Below are 19163 nucleotides of genomic sequence, written 5' to 3' on the forward strand. Positions count from 1 at the left end.
GGCCTGGGAGAGCCAGCAAGTGCTAGCTTTTGACCGAGCTTATGACTTGCGACAAACTCTCGATTAATGAAGAAAGCATTGAGCTGCTTCTCTCACTTGAGCGGGACCATACTCTTGACCGTATCTCTCACAGCGCAGCGCCTTTGTCCTTTATGGACTATCTGTTAGAGCTTGGAGCGGTATCGTTAAGCGAGGGTGGCCATGCCAAATGGTCGCGCATGCTGAGAACTCGCAACCAACTCCGGCGCTTCGATACAGACCCGTTGGCGCTGTTCGATACCTACAAGCGCTTGGTGAGAAAATCGAGACCTGTCGGCTAGCGCTTTTTATTTGATGCTAGAGGATAGACCAGACACTCCTTGTATCTGACCTCTTCCACCTGAGCGGGTGACAAATCAGCCTCCTCATGAAAAACGACGGGGACTGCCAGGGCGCTGATTCGTTGTACTTCAGGTTCGTTATCAAACGTTGGCCCTATAACAAATTGCCGGGTCAGGTCTTCTCCCAGACCGTTATCTCGAATCTCGGCAACGTCTCTCCAGAGTTGAGCAACCTGGCGACAATGACCAGGCCAGTCTGCACTGGGTAGGTCACGCGTCGCAGGCTGTTGGTTAGGTATAGGCTCAGCAGCAAAGCCCATGTCGCAGAGTAGCGCCAGACAGGCGCAAGGGATCAGCCTTTGATTCATGGTTTACGTCCTTGTTAAGGGCAGGCATGGCGTTAACAAGCAGCCTAACGATTAAATAAAAATCTTTCAAACCATTGATCTAGAGAGCCTCCCTGTTGCATGGCGGGCCTTTATTCTCGCGAAGTAGTTGTGAAGAGCGGGTTGTGTTTCACGCGTCTTCGTCTGTGAACATGTCTAATGTATTCGTTTTCGATTGCGCGACGGCTGGTCTCTTGCATCACCCGATTTCGATGAGACGCTGGATGTATAACCTGCGACTGATCGAGGCGCTTCACACCTATGAGTACTCATCAAAAGTTCAAAGCCGGTGAGACGCACGGGACGTATGTTATTGAAGGGCCTGTTACCGAGCAGGATATCCTGCAGATGGCCAGAGCTCTGGCGCGTCGGCGCTTCTGTCGGGGGTTGCCCTTCACCGGGACCCGAGAGGTTTTCCCTTATCTGCAAACCCTGTTGGCTGACTATGAGCACGAGGTGTTTGCCGTAGTTTTCCTGGACAGCCGGTATCGCTCAATCGCCTATCGCAAGCTGTTTACCGGGACGATTGACCATGTCGCGGTGCCGCCCAGGGAGGTTGTCAAAGCAGCGCTTGTGCACAACGCGGCCGCCGTGATCCTCGTGCATAACCATCCCTCAGGTGATCCTGAGCCCAGCGAGCGCGACTACGACCTTACCGATGAGCTCAGCCGTGCACTGGCTCTGGTCGGTATCCGAACACTTGATCACGTTGTCGTGGCGACCGAGGGCTGCGTGTCGCTGGCCGAGCGAGGCTATCTGCAGCCCCAGGCCAGAGCGGTTAGTACATCGATGGCAGTCAGGCTATCATGAGTGCCTGTTTAATATTTCTACGGTAGACACATGAACAAATCTGAACTGATCCAGGCCATCTCCGAAAAGGCAGACCTGAACAAGGCCATGGCAGAAAAAGCCCTGAACTCACTGGTTGAGGTAATCAGCGACGAGCTGGCCAAGGGAGAGACGGTGGCGCTGGTGGGGTTTGGCACCTTTCAGGTCAGCGAACGTGCGGCGCGCAAGGGACGCAACCCGCAGACCGGACAGGAAATCGATATCGCAGCCAGCAAGAATCCCACCTTCAAGCCTGGCAAGGGCCTGAAGGATGCCGTGAACAGCTGATCCTCGTACTGTCCGAAAAGCCCTGCCCAGCGGGGCTTTTTCTATGGCAAGCGAAGGGAGCGCTCCGAAGCCCGCAGCAGTAGCCAAGGGCTTACAGAGCCCTCAGGAAAATCCTGTTGTTGTCTCTGCTTAAGACCTCGTATGCTATATAGAGTATGCGGTACGGCTGCGCGGATTATCGGGATAGCTCATCCTGTCTACAGGCTCTCCACCGCGTTTCTCAATACCCCAGCAAGGAAGCCAGCATGGGACTCGTTCTAACTCGCCAGGAAGGCGAAAACATCATTCTTCTGCTTGACCCCGAGTGTGATGAAGCCCAGGTGCTTGATGCCCTGCGCCATGAGGGGATCATGCTCTCGATTACCCATGCCCAAAACGGCAAGGCCCGCGTCCTGATCGAGGCGCCGCAGGACATCTCTATCATTCGCGAAGAGCTGATTGAAAGCTAAGACGGCTGCGCCTGTTACTAGGGCTCCTGTCTGCCCAAGGCCCCTGATGCCAAAGGCGTGATCACCGTACCCGATACCATCAAAAAGGATTTTTTATGCCACGTGCCTGGATGGCCGCTGCCCTGACCCTGCTCCTCTCACCTGCCGCCCTGGCTCAGGACTGCTCGGTAAACAAGATCCTTGGCCAAGTCTATGGACCTGACCACAAGGCCGATCTTGAGCTTTCAACCTGCAAGGTCTGGCCAGCCCGGCCCGGAATTACCCTTGTTGCCGCGGGGCTAAATCGCGATGGCGACTACCAGGTTGGCAGTGAAGACCTTGAACTGCTGCTAGTGGACACGGCCACGTCCAGGGTAATTGCCCGCCGCCTGGAAGAGAATCGTCTCGGCTATGATGCTATCCATGTTGGCAAACTCACGTTTGATACAGCGCCCTATAAGCTCAACGACGATGTACTCGCCTTTGGCTTGAGAATTGGCCGCCATAATAACTCAGGTGGCTATCCCTTTTCAGAGACATCCCTGACACTTTACATCGCAGGAAAGAGCGGACCTGAGCCTGTATTGGAGGATCTGTTGGTTGAATCACTTTCTGGCGAAACAGACCCTGTTTGCCAGGGAAGATATGAGGAATCGGCCGCTACGCTTGCCCTGGGAAGCGCAACATCACATGGGCTGCATTCATTGGCTGTGACTCAACGCATCTCTACCTATCGTGAAGTCATGGGCACATCAGATACGTGTATGCCTCAGGATGAGAAAACCACCCAGCACCGATATACGCTGACCTTTAACGGGCATCATTACCCCGTCCCACGTGAATTAAAGGCTCTGACACCGTAAAGGCGGGGCCAGAGGCGATGGATGTCAAGGAAAGCAGTAGAAACAGCGTACTAACACGTCTTTCGTTACTTTGGTCGGCGCTATGAAGCATACAGCAGAGGCTAGCAGGAGGTGAGGGCATGACACCTCTATGTCTGTGCTTTATTTTGCAAGCGCGGCGGATGGATTGTCGTATCGACGCCGTGCCTCTGCAAGCATCGAAAGACTCAACTTGCGGACCTCAATCTTGCTCTGCTCGATATGCGCACGCAGCATTCGCAACGCTTCATCCCGTTTACGGGAGAGCAGTACCTTAAGAATACTGGCGTGCTCATTGTAAGTCTCTTCAATGCGGGCACGCTGAGTGAAGTCCAGACGGCGAACGATGCGTATATGTTCAGTGACCTCTCGGTGTAATCGCAGCATTTCACGGTTGCCGGCTGCCGCAACCAAGCCATTGTGAAAGGCTTCATCAAGTCCAGCCACTGTCTGCATGTCAGATTGACGTCTGTCTACCGGGACAGTCCATACCTGCCAGAGATCTTCCAGTAACTCCGTTAAATCAGGCAGGCTGCAAAGGCGCTCTACTGCCGCGGACTCCAGCACGATACGCAGATCATACAGCTCATCGATACGAGTAAAATCCAATGGCTTGACCATCCAGCCACGACGAAACTCTACATCAAGATACCCTTCACGCTGGAGCCTATAGAGAGCGTCGCGTACCGGTGTTCGCGACACCTGATAGCGCTCGGCTAGCTGAGTCTCAGTGAAGCGATCATGAGGGAGCAGATAGAAATCAAAAATCTCCTGCTTGATTCTGATATAGATCTGCTCAGCCAGTGCGTTACTTTGGAACTGGGTCATAAGCTATCCGCGGGATTCCAATGTACCTAGATCAATACTGACATGGGCTGCCACGACCTTCCAGGCTCCGTCGAGCCGCATCCATGTTTGCATCTGGCGCCCCACACGCAAGGTAACGCCATCACTGAATTCGGTGCTGACCGTAGCGCAGTTCTCACCAAAGGTTGTGATGACAGTATTATACAAGCGTCTGCCTGGCCCTACCGGTTGGCAGACCCGCCGGTAGTCGGCAATAGCCTGACTGCCATAGAGATTTTCGGCAACGCCGAAGCGCACGGTATATGGGGACTCCCAGAAATACGCATCAAGCGTTTCCAGCTCATTGGCGACCAGCGCACGTTCATAGTCTTTGAAGGCAGCCGTCACCGAAGCCACTACGCTAGGGAGGTTGATTACGGAAATCGAAGTCATGGTCTATCCTCTTGCAGAGCGGCCTCCAGGGCCGTCAGATACGCAGTACGGCCGACAATGCCCCCCTGAGCGACGATCATTTCCAGCGTGGATCGCTTGAATGCGGGGAAATAGCTTTCTGTCGCCTCTTCAATCAACAGGCAGCGATACCCGCGGTCATTGGCCTCACGCATGCTGGTTTGAACACACACTTCAGTGGTAACACCGGCAAATAGCAGATGGCTGATGCCACGTGCCTGAAGACGTTCATGCAGGCCAGTCGCATAAAACATGCCTTTGCCGGGTTTATCGATCACCCACTCGCCTTCGGCCGGTGCGACATCGGCAATGATCTGGTTTCCGGGTTCGCCACGTACCAAAATACGCCCCATCGGACCTGGATCACCAATACGCAATCCTGGCAGGCCGTGTGCGTGTTTGGCATCCGGGCAATCGGACAAGTCTGGAAGATGTGACTCCCGAGTATGGATAGCCAACATGCCCTGTTGACGAGCCAGTTCGAGCAGGCGCCGAACAGCCGGAACGATCGCCTTTAGTGGCGTCACGTCATTGCCCAGCGCAGCACCAAAACCACCCTGCTCGATGAAGTCACGCTGCATGTCGATTACGACCAGCGCGGTATTGGCCGGCTCGAAGCTGAAATCATTAGGATTAGCCGTAACCCAAATCATATAGCCTCCGTCTGGGCATTGCCGCCGGCCATGTAGTGTCCCAGTACGGTCCTGTCTGCCTGGGCTATATCGGTCTCGAACCCAATATACCCGTCGTGCATCACCAGGATGCGATCAGACAGCTCAAGTAGTTCATCTAGGTCCTCGCTTAGCAGCAGGACCGCCGCGCCTGCATTTCGGGCCTCGACGATCCGTCTGTGAATCAAGGCAGCCGAGGCGAAATCCAGCCCAAAAACCGGATTAGATACGATCAGTACCGATACACCCTCGGTCAGTTCGCGGGCGAGTACGGCGCGCTGAACATTACCACCAGAAAGCGTACCGATGGGGCGTTCGGGATCAGCTGGACGTACCTGGAAGCGCTCGATAAGAGCCTTGGCCTGTGTACGAATCGCTCGGCGGTCGATGCGCCAGCCCTGACGGCACAGTGGCGCCTGGTCAAAGTTGCGCAGGGCCAGATTCTCCGCCACGCTCATGTTGGCAATGCACGCATTGCGCAGCGGCTCTTCCGGCAGACTGTAAACGTGCATGTGCTGCATCTCGCGGCGGCTAGCACGATAGGGATTACCGTTTACGCGGACTTCACCCCCGCTGGCCTTGCGCTGACCGAGCAAGGCTTCAGTAAGCTCACGTTGACCATTGCCGGAAATCCCCGCGATTCCTACGATTTCTCCCGGCCGTACGGCCAGCGAAAGCCCGCTGACCGCAAGTGTACCCTTGTCACCCGGCACATCGAGCGTTTGGACCTCCAATCGCGGAGCGCTGTTTGCTACGGCAGGTCGCTCAAGCGCAACCGTACGGGTATCCGCCTCACCCATCATCCATATCGCCAGCGACTCAGGTGACGTCGCAGAAACAGCGGTGCTACCGACCAGGCGGCCTTTTCGCAGCACCGTCACATCATCGGCAAAGGCGGTTACTTCACGAAATTTATGGGTAATCATCAACACCGAGATCTCGCCCCGGTGTGCCATGTCATGCATGAGCCCCAGCACCTCATCGGCCTCCTGTGGCGTCAGCACTGATGTCGGCTCATCGAGAATGATGAAGTGCCGTTCCAAATACAGCTGCTTGAGAATTTCGAGCTTTTGTTTTTCGCCGGCTGCCAGGCTGCTAACGGGACGGTCCAGATCGAGCCGGAACGGCATACGTGCCATGAAGACCGCGAGCCGCTCACGCTCCTGCGACCAGTCGATACGCCAACCCAGGTCGTTCCGTGACAGCACCAGGTTCTCCGCGACGCTGAGTCCCGGCGCCACGGTAAAGTGCTGGTAGACCATCCCGATCCCCAGCGCATGGGAGTCTATGGGCGTGCGGATCTGCCGCTCTCGGTCGTTCACGACAATCGCGCCCTCATCGAGCGGACCGTAACCGACAATTCCCTTGACCAGGGTGCTCTTGCCGGCGCCGTTTTCGCCTAGCAGGGCATGCACGCTTCCCGCCCTGACCTTAAGCGATACGTCCGCCAGGGCGCGCAAGCTGCCAAAGGATTTGCCGGCACCGATAATTTCCATGCTCAGGGCACGCATGGATCAGGCCCGTCCCAGCACATCGAGTAGCATCGACGAATTGCCGACAGCGCCAAAGACCCCGCCCTGCATCTTGATCATGTTAAGCGCTGCCAAATGGTTGCCGTGATCTGTTGCACCGCAGCAGTCCTCGAGGAGGATGCACTCGAAGCCACGGTCGTTACCCTCGCGCATGGTGGTATGGACACAGACATCGGTCGTGATCCCCGTAAGAACCAAGTTGTCGATTCCGTGGTTACGCAAGACGAGCTCAAGATCCGTCGCATAGAAGGATCCCTTGCCGGGCTTATCGATGATGATCTCGCCTGGCAGCGGTGCCAGCTCCGGAATGATCTCCCATCCCGGCTCGCCGCGTACCAGAATGCGTCCACAAGGTCCGTCATCGCCAATGCCGGCACCGATACGCTGCGACCGCCAGCGCTTGTTGGCGGGCAAATCGGCCAGATCGGGGCGGTGGCCTTCGCGGGTATGGATGATGGGAAATCCCTGTGCCCGCATGACCTCGAGGACACGCTTTATGGGTTCAATCGGTGCGCGGGTCAGCGAAAGGTCATACCCCATGGTATCGACATAGCCGCCGACACCACAGAAGTCAGTTTGCATGTCGATGATCACCAAGGCGGTGTTGGCCGGGTCGAGCCGACCGTTATAGGGCCAGGGATAAGGCGCTGAGGCGAGATGACGTAGATTCATGGGATCATTCCTGGGTAGAGGGGGGTAAACAGGCGTTCCGGGGCGGGAAGCCCGCAGGAGGTCCCATCAGTGTGGATGACTTCACTCTCCCAGGGCAGCCGGTAACGGCCCGCAGCCAGGTCATGCATATAGGTATAGGGGCAATCCTGCGCGCCACCCTTGACGGCAGAATAGCCGCGGTGGCCAAACTGATAGATGTTGTTTTCCACGCCCCAGTGCAGGCGCGCTTCACGCACCAGGTCCGGACGCATTTCGCAGCAGACGATCTCGTCGGCGCGCCCACCGCCCTGGTTCATGATGCCGCCGTCAAAATCGACGAACATGGCTTCGCCCATCGAATCGAATGTGCCATCGGAGCCGCACATGCACACACTGGCGGTTTGCATTAAGTTGCAGAAGGCATTCGCCTGATTGGTAATCTGCCAGGCATGGCGAATCGGTGCGGTATAACCGGCAGTCCGGATCATGATTTCGGCCCCCTTATAGGCGCACTCGCGAGCCATTTCTGGGAACATGCCGTCGTGACAGATGATCAGTGCCAGTTTGCTGCCACGGGGACCTTCACAGACAGGAATTCCCTGGTCGCCCGGCTCCCAGGGTTCAACCGGCACCCACGGATGCATCTTGCGGTAATACAGGCGAATCTCACCGGTGTCGTCGACAATGATTCCACTGTTGAACGGATTGCCCCTGGGATTGGCCTCCATGATGGAAAAGCAGCCCCAGATCCTATTGTCTACGCAGGCCTGGCGCAGCGCGGCCACTTCCGGACCATCTAGAGAGCACAGGATTTCGGGCGAGGTATCCATGGACAGCCCGTGCAGGGAATACTCCGGGAAGACGATCAGATCCATGCTAGGCATGCCGCGCCGGGCTTTACCGACCATTTCCACGACCCTTTGGGTCTGCGTCCACAGCGCTTCACGGGTATGAGGATCCGGCAGCGACAGTTGAGCCAGACCGATCACGACGCCATTAGGCGACTTATTCAAACCACCAAGTCCACTGGACATGAGTATTAACCTCTATCGGGTGAGACTGAGTTCGCCAGGGGCGCCAGTCAGGGTGCGGTTAGGTTGGCAGGTGATAAACATCACTAGCAGCGTCAGGGCATAAGGTGCGGCGGCAAACAGGTAATACCCTGTACTGATACCCACCGCCTGCAGGGCGGGGCCGATGGCACCGGCAGCACCAAATAGCAACGAGGCCCACAGGCAGTTCAGGGGTTGCCAGCGGGCAAAGATCACCAGGGCAACGGCCATCAGTCCCTGGCCACTAGAGAGCCCCTCATTCCAGCTTCCCGGGTAGTACAGTGACAGATAGGCCCCGCCGACGCCCGCAAGAAAGCCGCCTATGGACGTTGCCCAGATGCGTACCTTGATTGGGCGGTAACCAAGTGCTTGGGCCGACTCTACATGATCACCGACCAGGCGCAGCATCAGGCCCCAGCGTGTACTGCGCAGCCCCCAGGGCAGCAAGATGGCGAGGGCAACGCCCAAGAAAAATAGCACGTTGATATTGAGCGTCGAGCGCACCCGTTCATCGGCACTCCACTGCCCCAGCGAAAACGAAGGCAGCATGGGCGCTTGCGGTTGGATGAAGGCTTTGCCAAGAAAGAAGGCAAGGCCCGTTCCGAGCAGAATGAGGGCGATACCAAAGGCGATATCGTTGACTTTGGGCAGCGAGCAGACGATGCCGTGCAGGAGTCCCAGGGCCAGACCGGTACTGCCGGCTGCCAGTACGCCCAGCCAGGGTGAGCCAGAGAGATAGGACACGGCATAACCAGTCATGGCGCCGGCCACCAGAATCCCTTCCAGACCCAGGTTGATACGCCCGCCTTTTTCGGTCAGGCATTCACCTAGGCTGACGAACAGAAAGGGCGTTCCTACCCGGACGGCACCTGCCAGCAGAGCCAGAAAGAATGTCAGCCAATCAATATTAGCCATGGCTGGGCACTCCTGCGGCCGAGGACGCCGATTTCTCAAGCAGTCGCAGGCGCCAACCCGTGATGCGTTTGCTCAAGGCTTCCCAGGCCAGCAAGTTAGTAAACAGAATGCCCTCGAGAATCAGCGTGGTCGCATCGGGCAGATCCAGGCGGCGCTGTAGCAGGCTGCCGCTCGCTTCCACACCACCCAACAGTGTTGCGCACACGATGATCGCAACTGGGTTATGCCGGGCGGCAAAGGCAACCAGGATGCCACTAGTGCCATAACCGGCGATCAGCGCGGCGTTCGCGCTACCCTGTACGGCCGCAACCTCGAACATACCTGCCAGACCCGCGGCCGCGCCACCCAGCAGGCAGGTCATCAAGACCAGGCGGTCAACCGACAGGCCAAGCATACGAGCAGTTCGAACATTGCCGCCCACGATGCCTAATGAGAATCCGCTGACGCTGTGGCGCAACAGGATGTAAGCCAACAGGCAGGCGATAACACCCGCCACAAGCCCCCAATGCACCGCGAAGGCATCGCTGACGGTGCCGATGAGATAAGTGTCATCGAGCGGTACGGTCGAGGGCTTGTTCAGACTGGCCGGATCGCGCAACGGTCCTTCGACCAACTGCCGGAACAGTGCAATGCCGATGTAGGAAAGCAGCAGGCTGCCAATCGTCTCGTTGAGACCACGCTTCTGACGCATCCAGCCGGAGAGGCCGATCCACAGGCCGCCCACCAGCATGGCCGCCAGCCCCATCAGCGCTAGCATCAGCATGGAGGGCAGCGCCGGCAGCCACAGCGGTAGTACCGCAGCGGCCAGGCCACCAAGTACCAGCGCCCCTTCCCCGCCGATGATAATCAGCCCGGCCCGGGCCGGCAGTGCGACGCAAAGCGCGGTCAGCATCAGGGGCGCAGCTCGCTGGAGTGTATTTTCCCAGGCGAAGGAAGAGCCGAACGCGCCTTCAATCACCAGGGCACCCGCCTCCAGCGCCGGCTTGTTCTGCACAGCGAGAAACAACAGGAACAGCACACAAGACGACAGCACAGCAAGCAGCGTGGGCAGGCCAGGCAGTGCCTTGGCCACCAGGCTTCGTACCTTGTTATCAAGGCTACTCATATAACAAGCCTCAGATCTGACCCTGGACGCCTTCGACCAGATAATTCATGCGCTCGAGCACGACATCGGTCTGACGTTGACTGGTACCGTCCGCAATCACGACGTTGCCCCTGTTGTCCTTGATGGGACCCTTAAAGATTACAAATCCTCCTTCGAGCATTTGCGCCTTGATGGCATCGGCTTGCTGTTTGGCTGCTTCGCTCACCTTGGGACCGTACGCTGAGGTCTTTACGAAGCCTTCCTTGAGGCCGCCGCGCATGAAGTTGATCATCGACTTACCGCTTTGCGCCGCCTCGACATGGGCACGGTAAGGTGTTTCCCAGTTCCATTCGGCACCGGTGAGGTAGCCCTTCGGCGCCAGGGCTGCCTGACTGGCATGATAGCCGCAGGTCATTGCGCCACGCTTTTCAGCGGTTTCCACAATGACCTTGGGTCCGTCCACGTGACAGGTCAGTACATCGCATCCTTGGTCGATAAGACTGTTGGTCGCCTCGGCTTCCTTGACCGGTAGCGACCAATCACCAGTAAAGATTACCGTCACCGTAATGCTTGGGTCCACCGAGCGCGCACCCAAGGTAAAGGCATTAAGGTTACGCAACACCTGAGGCACTGGTTTGGCTGCAACAAAGCCAAGCTTCTTAGACTGGCTCATATGGCCCGACACAACGCCGTTCAGGTATTGACCTTCATCGATATAGCCGAAGAAGCTGCCAGCATTCACCGGATCCTTGCCTTCCTGCCAGAGCCCGCCGCAATGGGCGAACCGGACATCTGGGTACTTCTTGGCGACCTTGACGACATGCGGATCGAAATAGCCAAAGGAGGTAGGAAAAATCAGCGTGGCACCGTCCTGGCGAATCATTGCCTCCATCGATTTTTGTACCGCGACGGTCTCAGGTACGTTCTCCTCTTCGATCACCTTCACGTTGGGCAGCGTCTTGATGATGGCTGCGGCCTGGGCATGCGCCTGGTTGTAACCGAAATCGTCCCGGGCACCCACGTAGATGAAGCCAACAATCAGTGGCTTGTCTGCGGCCAGGGCCAAGCTGAGGGGCAGCGCGGCACTAAGACCGATCAGTCCGGCCAGCTTGATGAAGTCGCGACGGTCAAATGAGTTCATGGCGGTATCCTTAATAGAAAGAGATCAAAGCGATGCGCGGTACGCGCGCCAGCCGTTGAATTTGGAGATATCTTCTGCGCTGGCCAAACCTACCGGCTCGCAGATAAAGCCTTTCACCCAGCGCCCATCCGCCAGCTCTACCGAGCCGATGCCTAGTGGAGCAGGAATGGCGGCGACAAAGGCGCCGAAATGGCGTAGCGGCATGACCCACACCTCAAGCTCAATGGCGACGCCTTGCTCGGTGACTCTGACAAGGCCGGGCTTGGCCGGCTCGGTATTGGCTAGTGCATAGAGACGATAATTCACACTGGTCGTGGTACACGCCACACGCCGCGCCCCGCTTTCAAGCAGTTGCCAATTAAGCGGCTGTCCCCAGAGGTGAGCACCGACTACCGCAACGTCAATGCTGGGCTCAGTACTGTCCAGGGGGGCCAGGGCTATTTCATCGCTCTGATTTTCACCACCAAAGAGGGACTGCCAGCTTGCGGCCGTTTCGGCCAGGTAATGATCGGAGCCTGCCGGACCAATCAATGTAATCCCGGCGGGCAAGCCGTCCTGCCTAGGCACAGCTGGTAAGGCAAAGGCCGCCATGTCCATGAGATTGACAAAGTTGGTGTAATAACCCAGGCGGGTATTGCTCTGGAATGGATCAGCCAAGACCTGTTCTATGGTCGGCAAGCAGGGCGCCGTAGGAACAAGCAGTAGATCAATGCCGGCCAAAAGTTGTTTAGCCTGGCGTGTTAACTCTTTCAAACGATACAGAGCGTTAAAGGTATCAACAGCCGAAAAACGGCCCGCTTCAGCCAATATGGCTCTTACCACAGGATGAATGACGTCTGGCTGATCTGTGTACAACTGCCCTACCGCAGCGCGCCTTTCGGCGACCCAAGGCCCTTGGTAGAGCAGCGCTGCAGCCTCTGTAAACACATCGAAAGGAACCGTAGACAGCGTAACACTTGGGTCCTGGCGCAACCGCTCAAGACTCTGGGCAAAGGCTTCTGCCGCCTGGTTATCACCAAAGAACTCAAGATCGTCCGGCACGGCGACCCTGCGCTGCCGACGCTGGATGGGCCGCATCGGCACTGATCGAGAGAAGGCATCCTCAGGATCATAATGAGCAACTATCCTTGCGACCTGCCAGGCACTGGCCGCATCGGCAGCAAAAATTGAAATACTATCGATGCTGCGGCAGGCAGGTACCAGTCCTCGGCTACTGAGCAACCCAAGGCTTGGCTTGAGGCCTACTATTGCATTGAATCCTGCCGGTACTCGTCCAGAGCCAGCCGTGTCAGTCCCCAGGGCAAACGCGACGTATCCCAGCGCAACGGCTACAGCCGAGCCCGAGCTGGACCCACCGGATACATAATCTTCATCAACTGCGTTGCGAACAATGCCATAGGGCGAACGGACGCCCACCAGGCCTGTCGCGAACTGGTCAAGGTTGGTCTTGCCTACCAGGATGGCGCCTGCATCTAACAGACGCTGCACGACAGAGGCATTGTTCTGGGCCTCATAGCTGAACTCGGGACAGGCGGCCGTGGTGGGAAGCCTTGCTACGTCAATATTGTCTTTTACCGCAAAGGGAATACCGTAAAGGGGCAGCGTTTCCCAAAGTGCTTCTCCCAACCGACTTGCCTGTTGCTCAAGCTCACAGGCTCGTGCCAGGAGCTGCTCGGGCGAGACGCGATAGATCCATGTCTCTGGTCGCTCTCCCGCCAGGATTGCAGCAGATAAGGCGCGTACGGTTTGACTAGGGGTTGTCTCACCCGTTAAGTAACGCCGAGTCAACTGGCTAATCGCATAAGCACTCATAGAGTTCATTCTTGTATACAAGTTTGAATTTCTACATAGCAGGCTTTGTGCCAGTGTTCATGAGGTAACCTAAAGCAGCATGGACGCAGTGCTATCTAGCGTATAGCGGGTATTTGGGTACACCGATGTAACGCATCGTATGCACTAGCAAAGCGCATAAAGCATAAGTTGTGCGCTATTACAGGGATAGCTTGACTGAGCTACCGAAGAACGCTCTTATCAATTTCAGGTTGGCTCATCAGGATGAAATGGAGTAGTGACGGCCAGAAACGTACCTGCTGTCTGCATTCGAAAATACCGCTGACCAGACAGGGACAAGCTTAGGTCAGAAAATCATAACGCTAATTGAGGTCAGTCTTTTAACCAGAGGATGATCAGCTATCGGGCTGACTGGGCAGAACAGTGTTTACTGGAGCAATCGCATAGCGCGTGCTGCGCCCGCCGCCAGGCAAACGAACAATACAGCCCTTGCTCAGGAGATCGCTCAAGTGGCGCGTGGCCGTAGCCTTGGAGACCTGCGCCACGGCCTTGTATTGAGCCGCACTAATGCCCTCCTCGAATCCACGCGTACCACCATCAAGCAACCGATTAAGCACCTTTATCTGCTCGGTCGATAGTTCATCGGTGCGGTGGCTGTGCCAGAACCGGGCCTTTGCCAGCACACGATCAATGCGCGCCATTGCCTGTTCCAGGCTTTGCAGGAGAGTTCGCAGGAACCATTTCAGCCAAGCGGTGATGTCCAGCGTACCCTTCTGGCTGGATTCAAGAATCCTGTAGTACTCATTACGGTTATCAAGAATGCTTGCCGACATGGTGTATAAACGGATTGACTGCTGCTCACCCTGGGCAAGCGCCAGATCGGTAAGCGCACGGGTAAGCCGGCCATTGCCATCGTCGAAGGGATGCAGGGTTACAAACCAGAAATGGGCTATGCCAGCGCGCAGCAACGGATCAAGGCCCGGCTCCTGACGACTACGCTCGAACCAGTCAATAAAAAGGTCCATCTGGTGTTCAAGACCTGCCCGGGGCGGCGCTTCAAAATGCACGGTCGGCTGGTCGAGCCGGCCCGAGACCACCTGCATCGGTTCGTCACCACGCAGTGCACCAATACGAATATGTACACCCCAAAATAACGCGTCCTCGGGAAAAAGCCATCGGTGCCACTGGTACAGTCGAGCCAGTGTAAGGGGCTGGGCCCTATTGCCCGTGGCATCGAGCAACAACTCAGCCAGGCCCTCACTGCGTGAGCTGGGTTTACCGGTATCGGCAAGGCCCAGGCGACGTGCAAGAGATGAGCGTACCGAGCCTACATTGATTTGCTCCCCCTCTATCGCCGAAGAAGTCACGATATTGTGCAGTAAGGTATCCAGATTGTTTTGAAGCCCGGTGTAGTCTTCGACTGTAGAGGACATACCAAGCAATCGTCCTTGCGCCTGGTTGCAGGCTCGTAAAATCTGAACCAGATCGTTTTCCTGCCAGGTAAAAGCTGGCCACTCCGGTTGCTGCCAGATCCAGTTCAGGGATTGCATATAGGTGCCTCGGTACGACGAGCCAAATACACTACTCAATCGGCTCTTTAGATGAGCCGATTATACAATTTAATCGGCTCATCGGTTACAAAAATTCTTAGTAGATCCAATTGATGGATAACGGGCGCGAAGGTCAAGTTGAAGATCGTCCCTGGGAATTTCAACATACCTGGCTTGAGATTTTGAACGGCACCATTACCGGCCAGGTTACCCAGGGTGCCTTGATCTACAGCTTTAACTATACGAGCGAGCGCACAGGGAAAACTATTGATCTGTCAAAGCAGACCTATCCAGACGAAAGCGGAAAGTGCGCTTGGCAATAGGCTAACGCCCACCCTGAACGTCTACCACAGCGACACGCTGGTCGAGCAATGCCATTATGACGCCCGTTACCGCACACACATCATGCGCTATTCCCCCTATGCCAAGACTCAGGGCAGCGCCTGGAGCTATTGAGGCGTTCTTGGCCTCTCGAACATACGAGGGTCAAAGGTGAAGTTATAGACTTCTAATACTTTGATTAGGCGTGCCTCTGGGTGAAATGGATTTATCACCACGTTACGCTCCAACGGCAGGATAGCCGAAGGAACAATCAATCCCAGGTGTGAGCGGCTTTGCAGCCAGCGAGTACCAAAGTCCATGCTGGGGCGATCATAGGGGATGCTATTCCAGCCAGTGGGCAGTAGTTCGTTCTCAAGTTCGAGATACAGATCTTTGTCTTCAGGCAGCTCAAACTCCGTGATTTTCATCCCTTCCACAGGCTCGCCATTGGTATGAACAAACGTTTCCAGGCTACAAATGGCCGGTGTAAGCCCCATATACACGGCAGGGGTACGCGGGTGGTTCCATCTGCCACCGGCAATAGCTGCCCCCATTCCTGTCAGGTCCGTTGCACGTCTTTCTTTTGCTACCCTCCACCCACGCATCAGGCCACACCGCCCCACTCAAGGGCATTTAGCACACGACGAACCTGCATGGCACCAATCTCCGTCTCGCAAAGCACAATCGGCGTTGCATTACCAAGCGCCTGGTTGGGCCGTGCCATCCACTGCGCAGCCACCTCTCTGCTGCCAAAGATCTCTTCAGCCTGGTGGGAAATAGCCGCTATTCGATCCAGCCGCTCCGACGCTACCGTATCAAAAGCCTTTTTATCCCGCATTCGTCGCTCAAATGTAGAAAGCGAAAGGCCCAGCACACCTGCAATGATTTCCTCTGAAACACCAAAGGTCTGGCTCATGGCTCGGCCAAGCACCGCAGGAAAGCCCGCCTTGATTTGAACAAGCCGTTCGGACTCATTCAAGGCATCCCGTTGAAGACTGAAATCCCAAAACATGGCGGACGAAACTTCTGTCTTTTTAGGCAGACGCCGTTCGGTGGTTGTGATGTTCATAGTGATCGATTTCTCCTCCGTCAAATGACGTAAAAACATCATCAAATGAAGTATAGACCTCTTGCAATGATGTGGATACGGCAAACGACGAAGGCACGTCTACCAACCGTATAGGTCAGATGCCGAGATCTTTATGCCCAACTACTGCGTAGTGGCTTCTAAGGTAAGCTGGCGTCTCAGGAAGGCTTTAGGAAAGCGGGAGCGCCATGCTGGCCTACGTCAGACTACTCTATTCACCATGGCTGAAATACTCCAAAAGGCCTGCCTCAAAGTTGTGGCCTGCACGTCGCTCAGCTAACGTCAGCTCGTTGTCTACGCGGCGCGGATTGCCGCATAGAAAGCATCCCGCCTGGCCGCAATTTAGGGCAGCTTGTTTGCGCCATCTACCCTGGGGTTTTATAAAAAAACCGCTGTCGATTGAGTAGTAGAAATGGCTAATCGTTAACTGTCGATTAATAGCGACTTTGGCTCTAGTGCGTCGAACCTGCCGCGCTTGTTTGTCGTATGACATGAAACACCTTTCACTTTGCGCCCTCTCCGGTCTGGAGAGGGCCATCGCGTGATTGGCGGAGCTAATAAACTATTTAGAGGGAGTCTCCTTTGGACAACCGTACGCTATACCGGCTCATACACCGTCAACGGTAATAAGCATTACTTCTGGCAGTGAGTCGCAAGGGTATGCGTAGATCTCTGGCGGGTTAATCTTAATCTATCAATGATGCTTAAAGGTTACTTATTGGTCTTGCTGGAATATCCCAGTGCCAATGACCAGCAATGCTCTTATGCTGGCCACTTAGGCCTTGCGCGAGAAACCCTGCGCATAACCCTTTGATAGCAGCCGGTGGCCGATACTGCGCAGTGTTTAACAGGAGGTCATAGAGATATTCTCCTGATGCCTATTAACGCGAGCATTGCCGCTTTGTGGGTTTCTTTCTAAAGCTCAGTTGGGTAAATCCCTTGCTAATGGCCAGATCCCTATCAGACGTGGTAATCATGGGGTTTTCGGTTTGGCCCAGCACACCGGAAATAAACATCGATATCTCTTGGAACGCGGTAAAGCTGTCTACGACCTTTTGAAAGCGCAGATCCTTAAGGCAGGGATTGATCTGCACACCTTTATCGATCCCACCTATTACGCAAAAACTGACCAACTTGTGCGCAGTAAAGAGATCAAGCGCTTCAAACGGCTCAGTCCTCCGGTTGGCCTTGAACCAGTCCTCAAGCGTAACGATCTTGGGCGCAAAAAAATGCCAAAGCGATTGTGGGTCAAGCGTGGCCTTAAGTGTTTTTTCGTCAAAATCCTTCTGGTGCCAGTAGAACTCGGGCTTAGCCACGTCCTTGGTCTCATGCGCCCTATAATGGGATATAAGCTTGCCCGCCTGGTCAACATAGGCAAAAAGGCCCATGTAGAGCTTTCCACAAAAACCGACATAGAAGGGCTGGTAGGTATCTGATTCGATTAGCGTTGCCTGATCGTTATAACGGACGATAAGCTTTTTGACAGCACTCACAAGCTCGGGCTCAGGTGCACCCTTTTCCTTGATAAAGGTCTGGCACGTGCGGTGATAGACAATGGACATATCAATGCCATATCCAGCAGACGAGTCGTAGTAGTCATTGAATTCACGAATTATTCGCATCATTTTCCTTTTCTTGAGGCGATATTCCAGGTTATCAAAGTAAGAATTACGAGTAAATAAAAATGTAACTGTGACATCTGCCCAAGTGTTCAGGCGCCTTGTTTAGAGCGATGATAAGTTAGTCATGGAGGACCTGATTCCCGCAGCAATCAAGACAATTTCTTAGGACTCGAATTGCGCAGCTTATTTACTGCAAGAGAGGGATGGGTTCTTCAGCTGCCCTCTCTTGTAGCCTGTCAAACCTCTAAGGCGATACGGCCCCTTCAATCCTGTGAGCTATGCCCGTTAGCCAGGCGCAGCGATCGAGGATAATGAGTCGGTCACGGCTCTCTACCTTAGCCTGGAGACGGCAGGCTAGAGTCCAGGCGTCATACGGAATTCAGTAAACAAGGGATCATTTGGAGGTTATATGAGCAAGGAAAGCAATGTCGTTTCACTATCAGGTAATCCTATCTTTACCCATACCGATGGGGAGAAGGAGCGGCAGGCACCTCATGGTGAGGAGTGCATCGAGGAGATCTCCGGGCATATCGAGCGTCACCTAGGTGAGGTGAGTTGGGTGTTTCACGAGCTGATATCAGACACCGTCCACATTGATGTTCACTATGTAAAACCTACGCCGGAAAGACCGTATCACACCCTGGTAACCTCGGGCATGAGCGATCTGCCCATGAACGTCCCGGAGCAGGTGGATGCGACTCGCTTCATGGAGCTTTTTGTAATACTACCTGAGGAGTGGCTTGTAGATCAGGAGGCCTTTGCCAATGAAGCCTGGTACTGGCCGATACGCCAACTTAAATACCTGGCAAGGTTTCCGCACAAATACGACACCTGGCTTGGTTGGGGACATACCATTCCCAACGGCCAGCCTGCAGAGCCCTTTGCCGACAATACGCAGCTTAGCGGCGTGATTCTTCTGCCTTCGCTTAATGTGCCACAAGATTTCTTTAGGCTTGAGATCAATCCCGAGAAGACTATCGAGTTCTATAGCATTGTTCCGCTATACGAAGAAGAAATGAACCTAAAGCTGGCCCGCGGAACCGATGCGCTGCTCGAGCGATTCGACAAGCATGGTATTTCCGACATCATCCAGACGAACCGGCGGAATGTCTGTAAAAAGCGCTTTGGATTCTTCTAACTTATCAGCGGTCCCTGACCACAGGCAACTAGAGTCGGCGCTTCTAGGGTACGCATCTATGCGTCATTGTGAAGCCGGGATCGATACCTCTCTAATTAACTTTCGTTGAACTCTCTCGGGCCCCTATCGAAAGGCTTGGTAGGTTCTTTGTAGAGATGCTTTAACTTGCTTGGATCCAGGCAGGTTAAAGTGGGCTATGAGAAGGCATTATTCTGGCTAC

22 protein-coding genes are annotated in these 19163 nt (G+C 55.3%); 7 read left to right on the forward strand and 15 right to left on the reverse strand.

Features of this window, described 5'->3' with window-relative positions:
• Window positions 1-41 precede the first annotated feature (41 nt).
• Window positions 42-320: a hypothetical protein gene (locus tag PLU01S_RS21780; RefSeq protein WP_074830063.1), complete on the forward strand. Its 279-nt coding sequence runs from the start codon at window positions 42-44 to the stop codon at window positions 318-320.
• On the opposite strand, the gene PLU01S_RS21785 is transcribed toward PLU01S_RS21780, so the two are convergent.
• Complete coding sequence (locus PLU01S_RS21785) at window positions 317-688, reverse strand: hypothetical protein (RefSeq protein ID WP_074830066.1); 372 nt, start codon at window positions 686-688, stop codon at window positions 317-319. The two genes, PLU01S_RS21780 and PLU01S_RS21785, sit on opposite strands and share 4 nt — an antisense overlap.
• 279 nt (window positions 689-967) lie before the next feature.
• Here PLU01S_RS21785 and PLU01S_RS21790 point away from each other — a divergent pair, with 279 nt between their 5' ends.
• From PLU01S_RS21790 to PLU01S_RS21805, 4 genes are all read left to right on the forward strand, one after another.
• Window positions 968-1516, forward strand: a complete 549-nt coding sequence (locus PLU01S_RS21790; protein ID WP_074830068.1) for a JAB domain-containing protein — start codon at window positions 968-970, stop codon at window positions 1514-1516.
• 30 nt (window positions 1517-1546) lie between these two features.
• A complete protein-coding gene (locus PLU01S_RS21795) occupies window positions 1547-1822 on the forward strand; it encodes an HU family DNA-binding protein (RefSeq protein WP_074830070.1) in 276 nt (91 codons plus the stop codon).
• Between the two features lie 245 nt (window positions 1823-2067).
• On the forward strand, window positions 2068-2271 hold the full coding sequence (locus tag PLU01S_RS21800) for a carbon storage regulator (RefSeq protein ID WP_074830073.1): 204 nt from the start codon (window positions 2068-2070) through the stop codon (window positions 2269-2271).
• 95 nt (window positions 2272-2366) lie between these two features.
• The gene (locus tag PLU01S_RS21805) at window positions 2367-3113 is read left to right on the forward strand and encodes a PA3715 family protein (RefSeq protein WP_074830075.1); all 747 of its coding nucleotides are present in this window, start codon (window positions 2367-2369) and stop codon (window positions 3111-3113) included.
• Window positions 3114-3254: 141 nt separating this feature from the next.
• Here the strand turns inward: PLU01S_RS21805 and PLU01S_RS21810 are convergent, their stop codons facing one another.
• From PLU01S_RS21810 to PLU01S_RS21860, 11 genes are all read right to left on the reverse strand, one after another.
• On the reverse strand, window positions 3255-3959 hold the full coding sequence (locus PLU01S_RS21810; protein ID WP_074830078.1) for a GntR family transcriptional regulator: 705 nt from the start codon (window positions 3957-3959) through the stop codon (window positions 3255-3257).
• 3 nt (window positions 3960-3962) lie between these two features.
• The gene (gene hpxZ / locus PLU01S_RS21815; protein WP_074830081.1) at window positions 3963-4370 is read right to left on the reverse strand and encodes an oxalurate catabolism protein HpxZ; all 408 of its coding nucleotides are present in this window, start codon (window positions 4368-4370) and stop codon (window positions 3963-3965) included.
• Complete coding sequence (locus PLU01S_RS21820) at window positions 4367-5041, reverse strand: cysteine hydrolase family protein (RefSeq protein WP_074830082.1); 675 nt, start codon at window positions 5039-5041, stop codon at window positions 4367-4369. The genes hpxZ and PLU01S_RS21820 overlap by 4 nt, the downstream gene beginning before the upstream one ends.
• Complete coding sequence (locus PLU01S_RS21825; protein WP_074830084.1) at window positions 5038-6570, reverse strand: ABC transporter ATP-binding protein; 1533 nt, start codon at window positions 6568-6570, stop codon at window positions 5038-5040. The genes PLU01S_RS21820 and PLU01S_RS21825 overlap by 4 nt, the downstream gene beginning before the upstream one ends.
• 3 nt (window positions 6571-6573) lie before the next feature.
• On the reverse strand, window positions 6574-7263 hold the full coding sequence (gene biuH / locus PLU01S_RS21830; protein ID WP_074830085.1) for a biuret amidohydrolase: 690 nt from the start codon (window positions 7261-7263) through the stop codon (window positions 6574-6576).
• Window positions 7260-8276 (reverse strand): formamidase, encoded by a 1017-nt coding sequence (locus PLU01S_RS21835; RefSeq protein WP_074830088.1) that lies wholly within the window; start codon window positions 8274-8276, stop codon window positions 7260-7262. Before PLU01S_RS21835 ends, biuH begins: the two co-directional genes overlap by 4 nt.
• Before the next feature lie 12 nt (window positions 8277-8288).
• The gene (locus tag PLU01S_RS21840; protein WP_074830090.1) at window positions 8289-9209 is read right to left on the reverse strand and encodes an ABC transporter permease; all 921 of its coding nucleotides are present in this window, start codon (window positions 9207-9209) and stop codon (window positions 8289-8291) included.
• Window positions 9202-10314 carry an ABC transporter permease gene (locus tag PLU01S_RS21845; RefSeq protein ID WP_074830093.1) on the reverse strand — a complete coding sequence of 371 codons (1113 nt, stop codon included), beginning with the start codon at window positions 10312-10314 and terminating at the stop codon, window positions 9202-9204. Before PLU01S_RS21845 ends, PLU01S_RS21840 begins: the two co-directional genes overlap by 8 nt.
• Window positions 10315-10324: 10 nt before the next feature.
• Window positions 10325-11434, reverse strand: coding sequence for a BMP family ABC transporter substrate-binding protein (locus tag PLU01S_RS21850; RefSeq protein WP_010799269.1), 1110 nt, complete (start codon window positions 11432-11434; stop codon window positions 10325-10327).
• Between the two features lie 24 nt (window positions 11435-11458).
• Entirely contained in the window at window positions 11459-13246 is a 1788-nt protein-coding gene (gene atzF, locus PLU01S_RS21855) for an allophanate hydrolase (RefSeq protein ID WP_074830096.1), read from the reverse strand.
• Between the two features lie 374 nt (window positions 13247-13620).
• Entirely contained in the window at window positions 13621-14775 is a 1155-nt protein-coding gene (locus PLU01S_RS21860) for a Fic family protein (RefSeq protein ID WP_074830098.1), read from the reverse strand.
• A gap of 267 nt (window positions 14776-15042) precedes the next feature.
• On the opposite strand from PLU01S_RS21860, the gene PLU01S_RS25480 reads away from it, so the two are divergent.
• Window positions 15043-15231: a hypothetical protein gene (locus PLU01S_RS25480; RefSeq protein ID WP_139208954.1), complete on the forward strand. Its 189-nt coding sequence runs from the start codon at window positions 15043-15045 to the stop codon at window positions 15229-15231.
• On the opposite strand, the gene PLU01S_RS21870 is transcribed toward PLU01S_RS25480, so the two are convergent.
• From PLU01S_RS21870 to PLU01S_RS21885, 3 genes are all read right to left on the reverse strand, one after another.
• Window positions 15225-15701, reverse strand: coding sequence for an RES family NAD+ phosphorylase (locus tag PLU01S_RS21870; RefSeq protein ID WP_074830104.1), 477 nt, complete (start codon window positions 15699-15701; stop codon window positions 15225-15227). The genes PLU01S_RS25480 and PLU01S_RS21870 overlap by 7 nt on opposite strands.
• On the reverse strand, window positions 15701-16165 hold the full coding sequence (gene parS, locus PLU01S_RS21875) for a type II RES/Xre toxin-antitoxin system antitoxin (protein ID WP_074830106.1): 465 nt from the start codon (window positions 16163-16165) through the stop codon (window positions 15701-15703). The genes PLU01S_RS21870 and parS overlap by 1 nt, the downstream gene beginning before the upstream one ends.
• 899 nt (window positions 16166-17064) lie before the next feature.
• Complete coding sequence (locus PLU01S_RS21885; protein WP_139208956.1) at window positions 17065-17808, reverse strand: hypothetical protein; 744 nt, start codon at window positions 17806-17808, stop codon at window positions 17065-17067.
• Window positions 17809-18214: 406 nt separating this feature from the next.
• On the opposite strand from PLU01S_RS21885, the gene PLU01S_RS21890 reads away from it, so the two are divergent.
• Window positions 18215-18943, forward strand: a complete 729-nt coding sequence (locus PLU01S_RS21890) for a suppressor of fused domain protein (protein WP_074830115.1) — start codon at window positions 18215-18217, stop codon at window positions 18941-18943.
• The last annotated feature ends 220 nt before the right edge of the window (window positions 18944-19163 follow it).

It is taken from the genome of Pseudomonas luteola NBRC 103146 (assembly GCF_002091675.1).
Lineage (GTDB): Bacteria > Pseudomonadota > Gammaproteobacteria > Pseudomonadales > Pseudomonadaceae > Chryseomonas > Chryseomonas luteola.

Coding starts and splice junctions, on each gene's coding strand:
- PLU01S_RS21780 (WP_074830063.1), top strand. CDS start 42: ATGACTTGCGACAAACTCTCGATTAATGAAGAAAGCATTGAGCTGCTT.
- PLU01S_RS21785 (WP_074830066.1), bottom strand. CDS start 688: ATGAATCAAAGGCTGATCCCTTGCGCCTGTCTGGCGCTACTCTGCGAC.
- PLU01S_RS21790 (WP_074830068.1), top strand. CDS start 968: ATGAGTACTCATCAAAAGTTCAAAGCCGGTGAGACGCACGGGACGTAT.
- PLU01S_RS21795 (WP_074830070.1), top strand. CDS start 1,547: ATGAACAAATCTGAACTGATCCAGGCCATCTCCGAAAAGGCAGACCTG.
- PLU01S_RS21800 (WP_074830073.1), top strand. CDS start 2,068: ATGGGACTCGTTCTAACTCGCCAGGAAGGCGAAAACATCATTCTTCTG.
- PLU01S_RS21805 (WP_074830075.1), top strand. CDS start 2,367: ATGCCACGTGCCTGGATGGCCGCTGCCCTGACCCTGCTCCTCTCACCT.
- PLU01S_RS21810 (WP_074830078.1), bottom strand. CDS start 3,959: ATGACCCAGTTCCAAAGTAACGCACTGGCTGAGCAGATCTATATCAGA.
- hpxZ (WP_074830081.1), bottom strand. CDS start 4,370: ATGACTTCGATTTCCGTAATCAACCTCCCTAGCGTAGTGGCTTCGGTG.
- PLU01S_RS21820 (WP_074830082.1), bottom strand. CDS start 5,041: ATGATTTGGGTTACGGCTAATCCTAATGATTTCAGCTTCGAGCCGGCC.
- PLU01S_RS21825 (WP_074830084.1), bottom strand. CDS start 6,570: ATGCGTGCCCTGAGCATGGAAATTATCGGTGCCGGCAAATCCTTTGGC.
- biuH (WP_074830085.1), bottom strand. CDS start 7,263: ATGAATCTACGTCATCTCGCCTCAGCGCCTTATCCCTGGCCCTATAAC.
- PLU01S_RS21835 (WP_074830088.1), bottom strand. CDS start 8,276: ATGTCCAGTGGACTTGGTGGTTTGAATAAGTCGCCTAATGGCGTCGTG.
- PLU01S_RS21840 (WP_074830090.1), bottom strand. CDS start 9,209: ATGGCTAATATTGATTGGCTGACATTCTTTCTGGCTCTGCTGGCAGGT.
- PLU01S_RS21845 (WP_074830093.1), bottom strand. CDS start 10,314: ATGAGTAGCCTTGATAACAAGGTACGAAGCCTGGTGGCCAAGGCACTG.
- PLU01S_RS21850 (WP_010799269.1), bottom strand. CDS start 11,434: ATGAACTCATTTGACCGTCGCGACTTCATCAAGCTGGCCGGACTGATC.
- atzF (WP_074830096.1), bottom strand. CDS start 13,246: ATGAGTGCTTATGCGATTAGCCAGTTGACTCGGCGTTACTTAACGGGT.
- PLU01S_RS21860 (WP_074830098.1), bottom strand. CDS start 14,775: ATGCAATCCCTGAACTGGATCTGGCAGCAACCGGAGTGGCCAGCTTTT.
- PLU01S_RS21870 (WP_074830104.1), bottom strand. CDS start 15,701: ATGCGTGGGTGGAGGGTAGCAAAAGAAAGACGTGCAACGGACCTGACA.
- parS (WP_074830106.1), bottom strand. CDS start 16,165: ATGAACATCACAACCACCGAACGGCGTCTGCCTAAAAAGACAGAAGTT.
- PLU01S_RS21885 (WP_139208956.1), bottom strand. CDS start 17,808: ATGATGCGAATAATTCGTGAATTCAATGACTACTACGACTCGTCTGCT.
- PLU01S_RS21890 (WP_074830115.1), top strand. CDS start 18,215: ATGAGCAAGGAAAGCAATGTCGTTTCACTATCAGGTAATCCTATCTTT.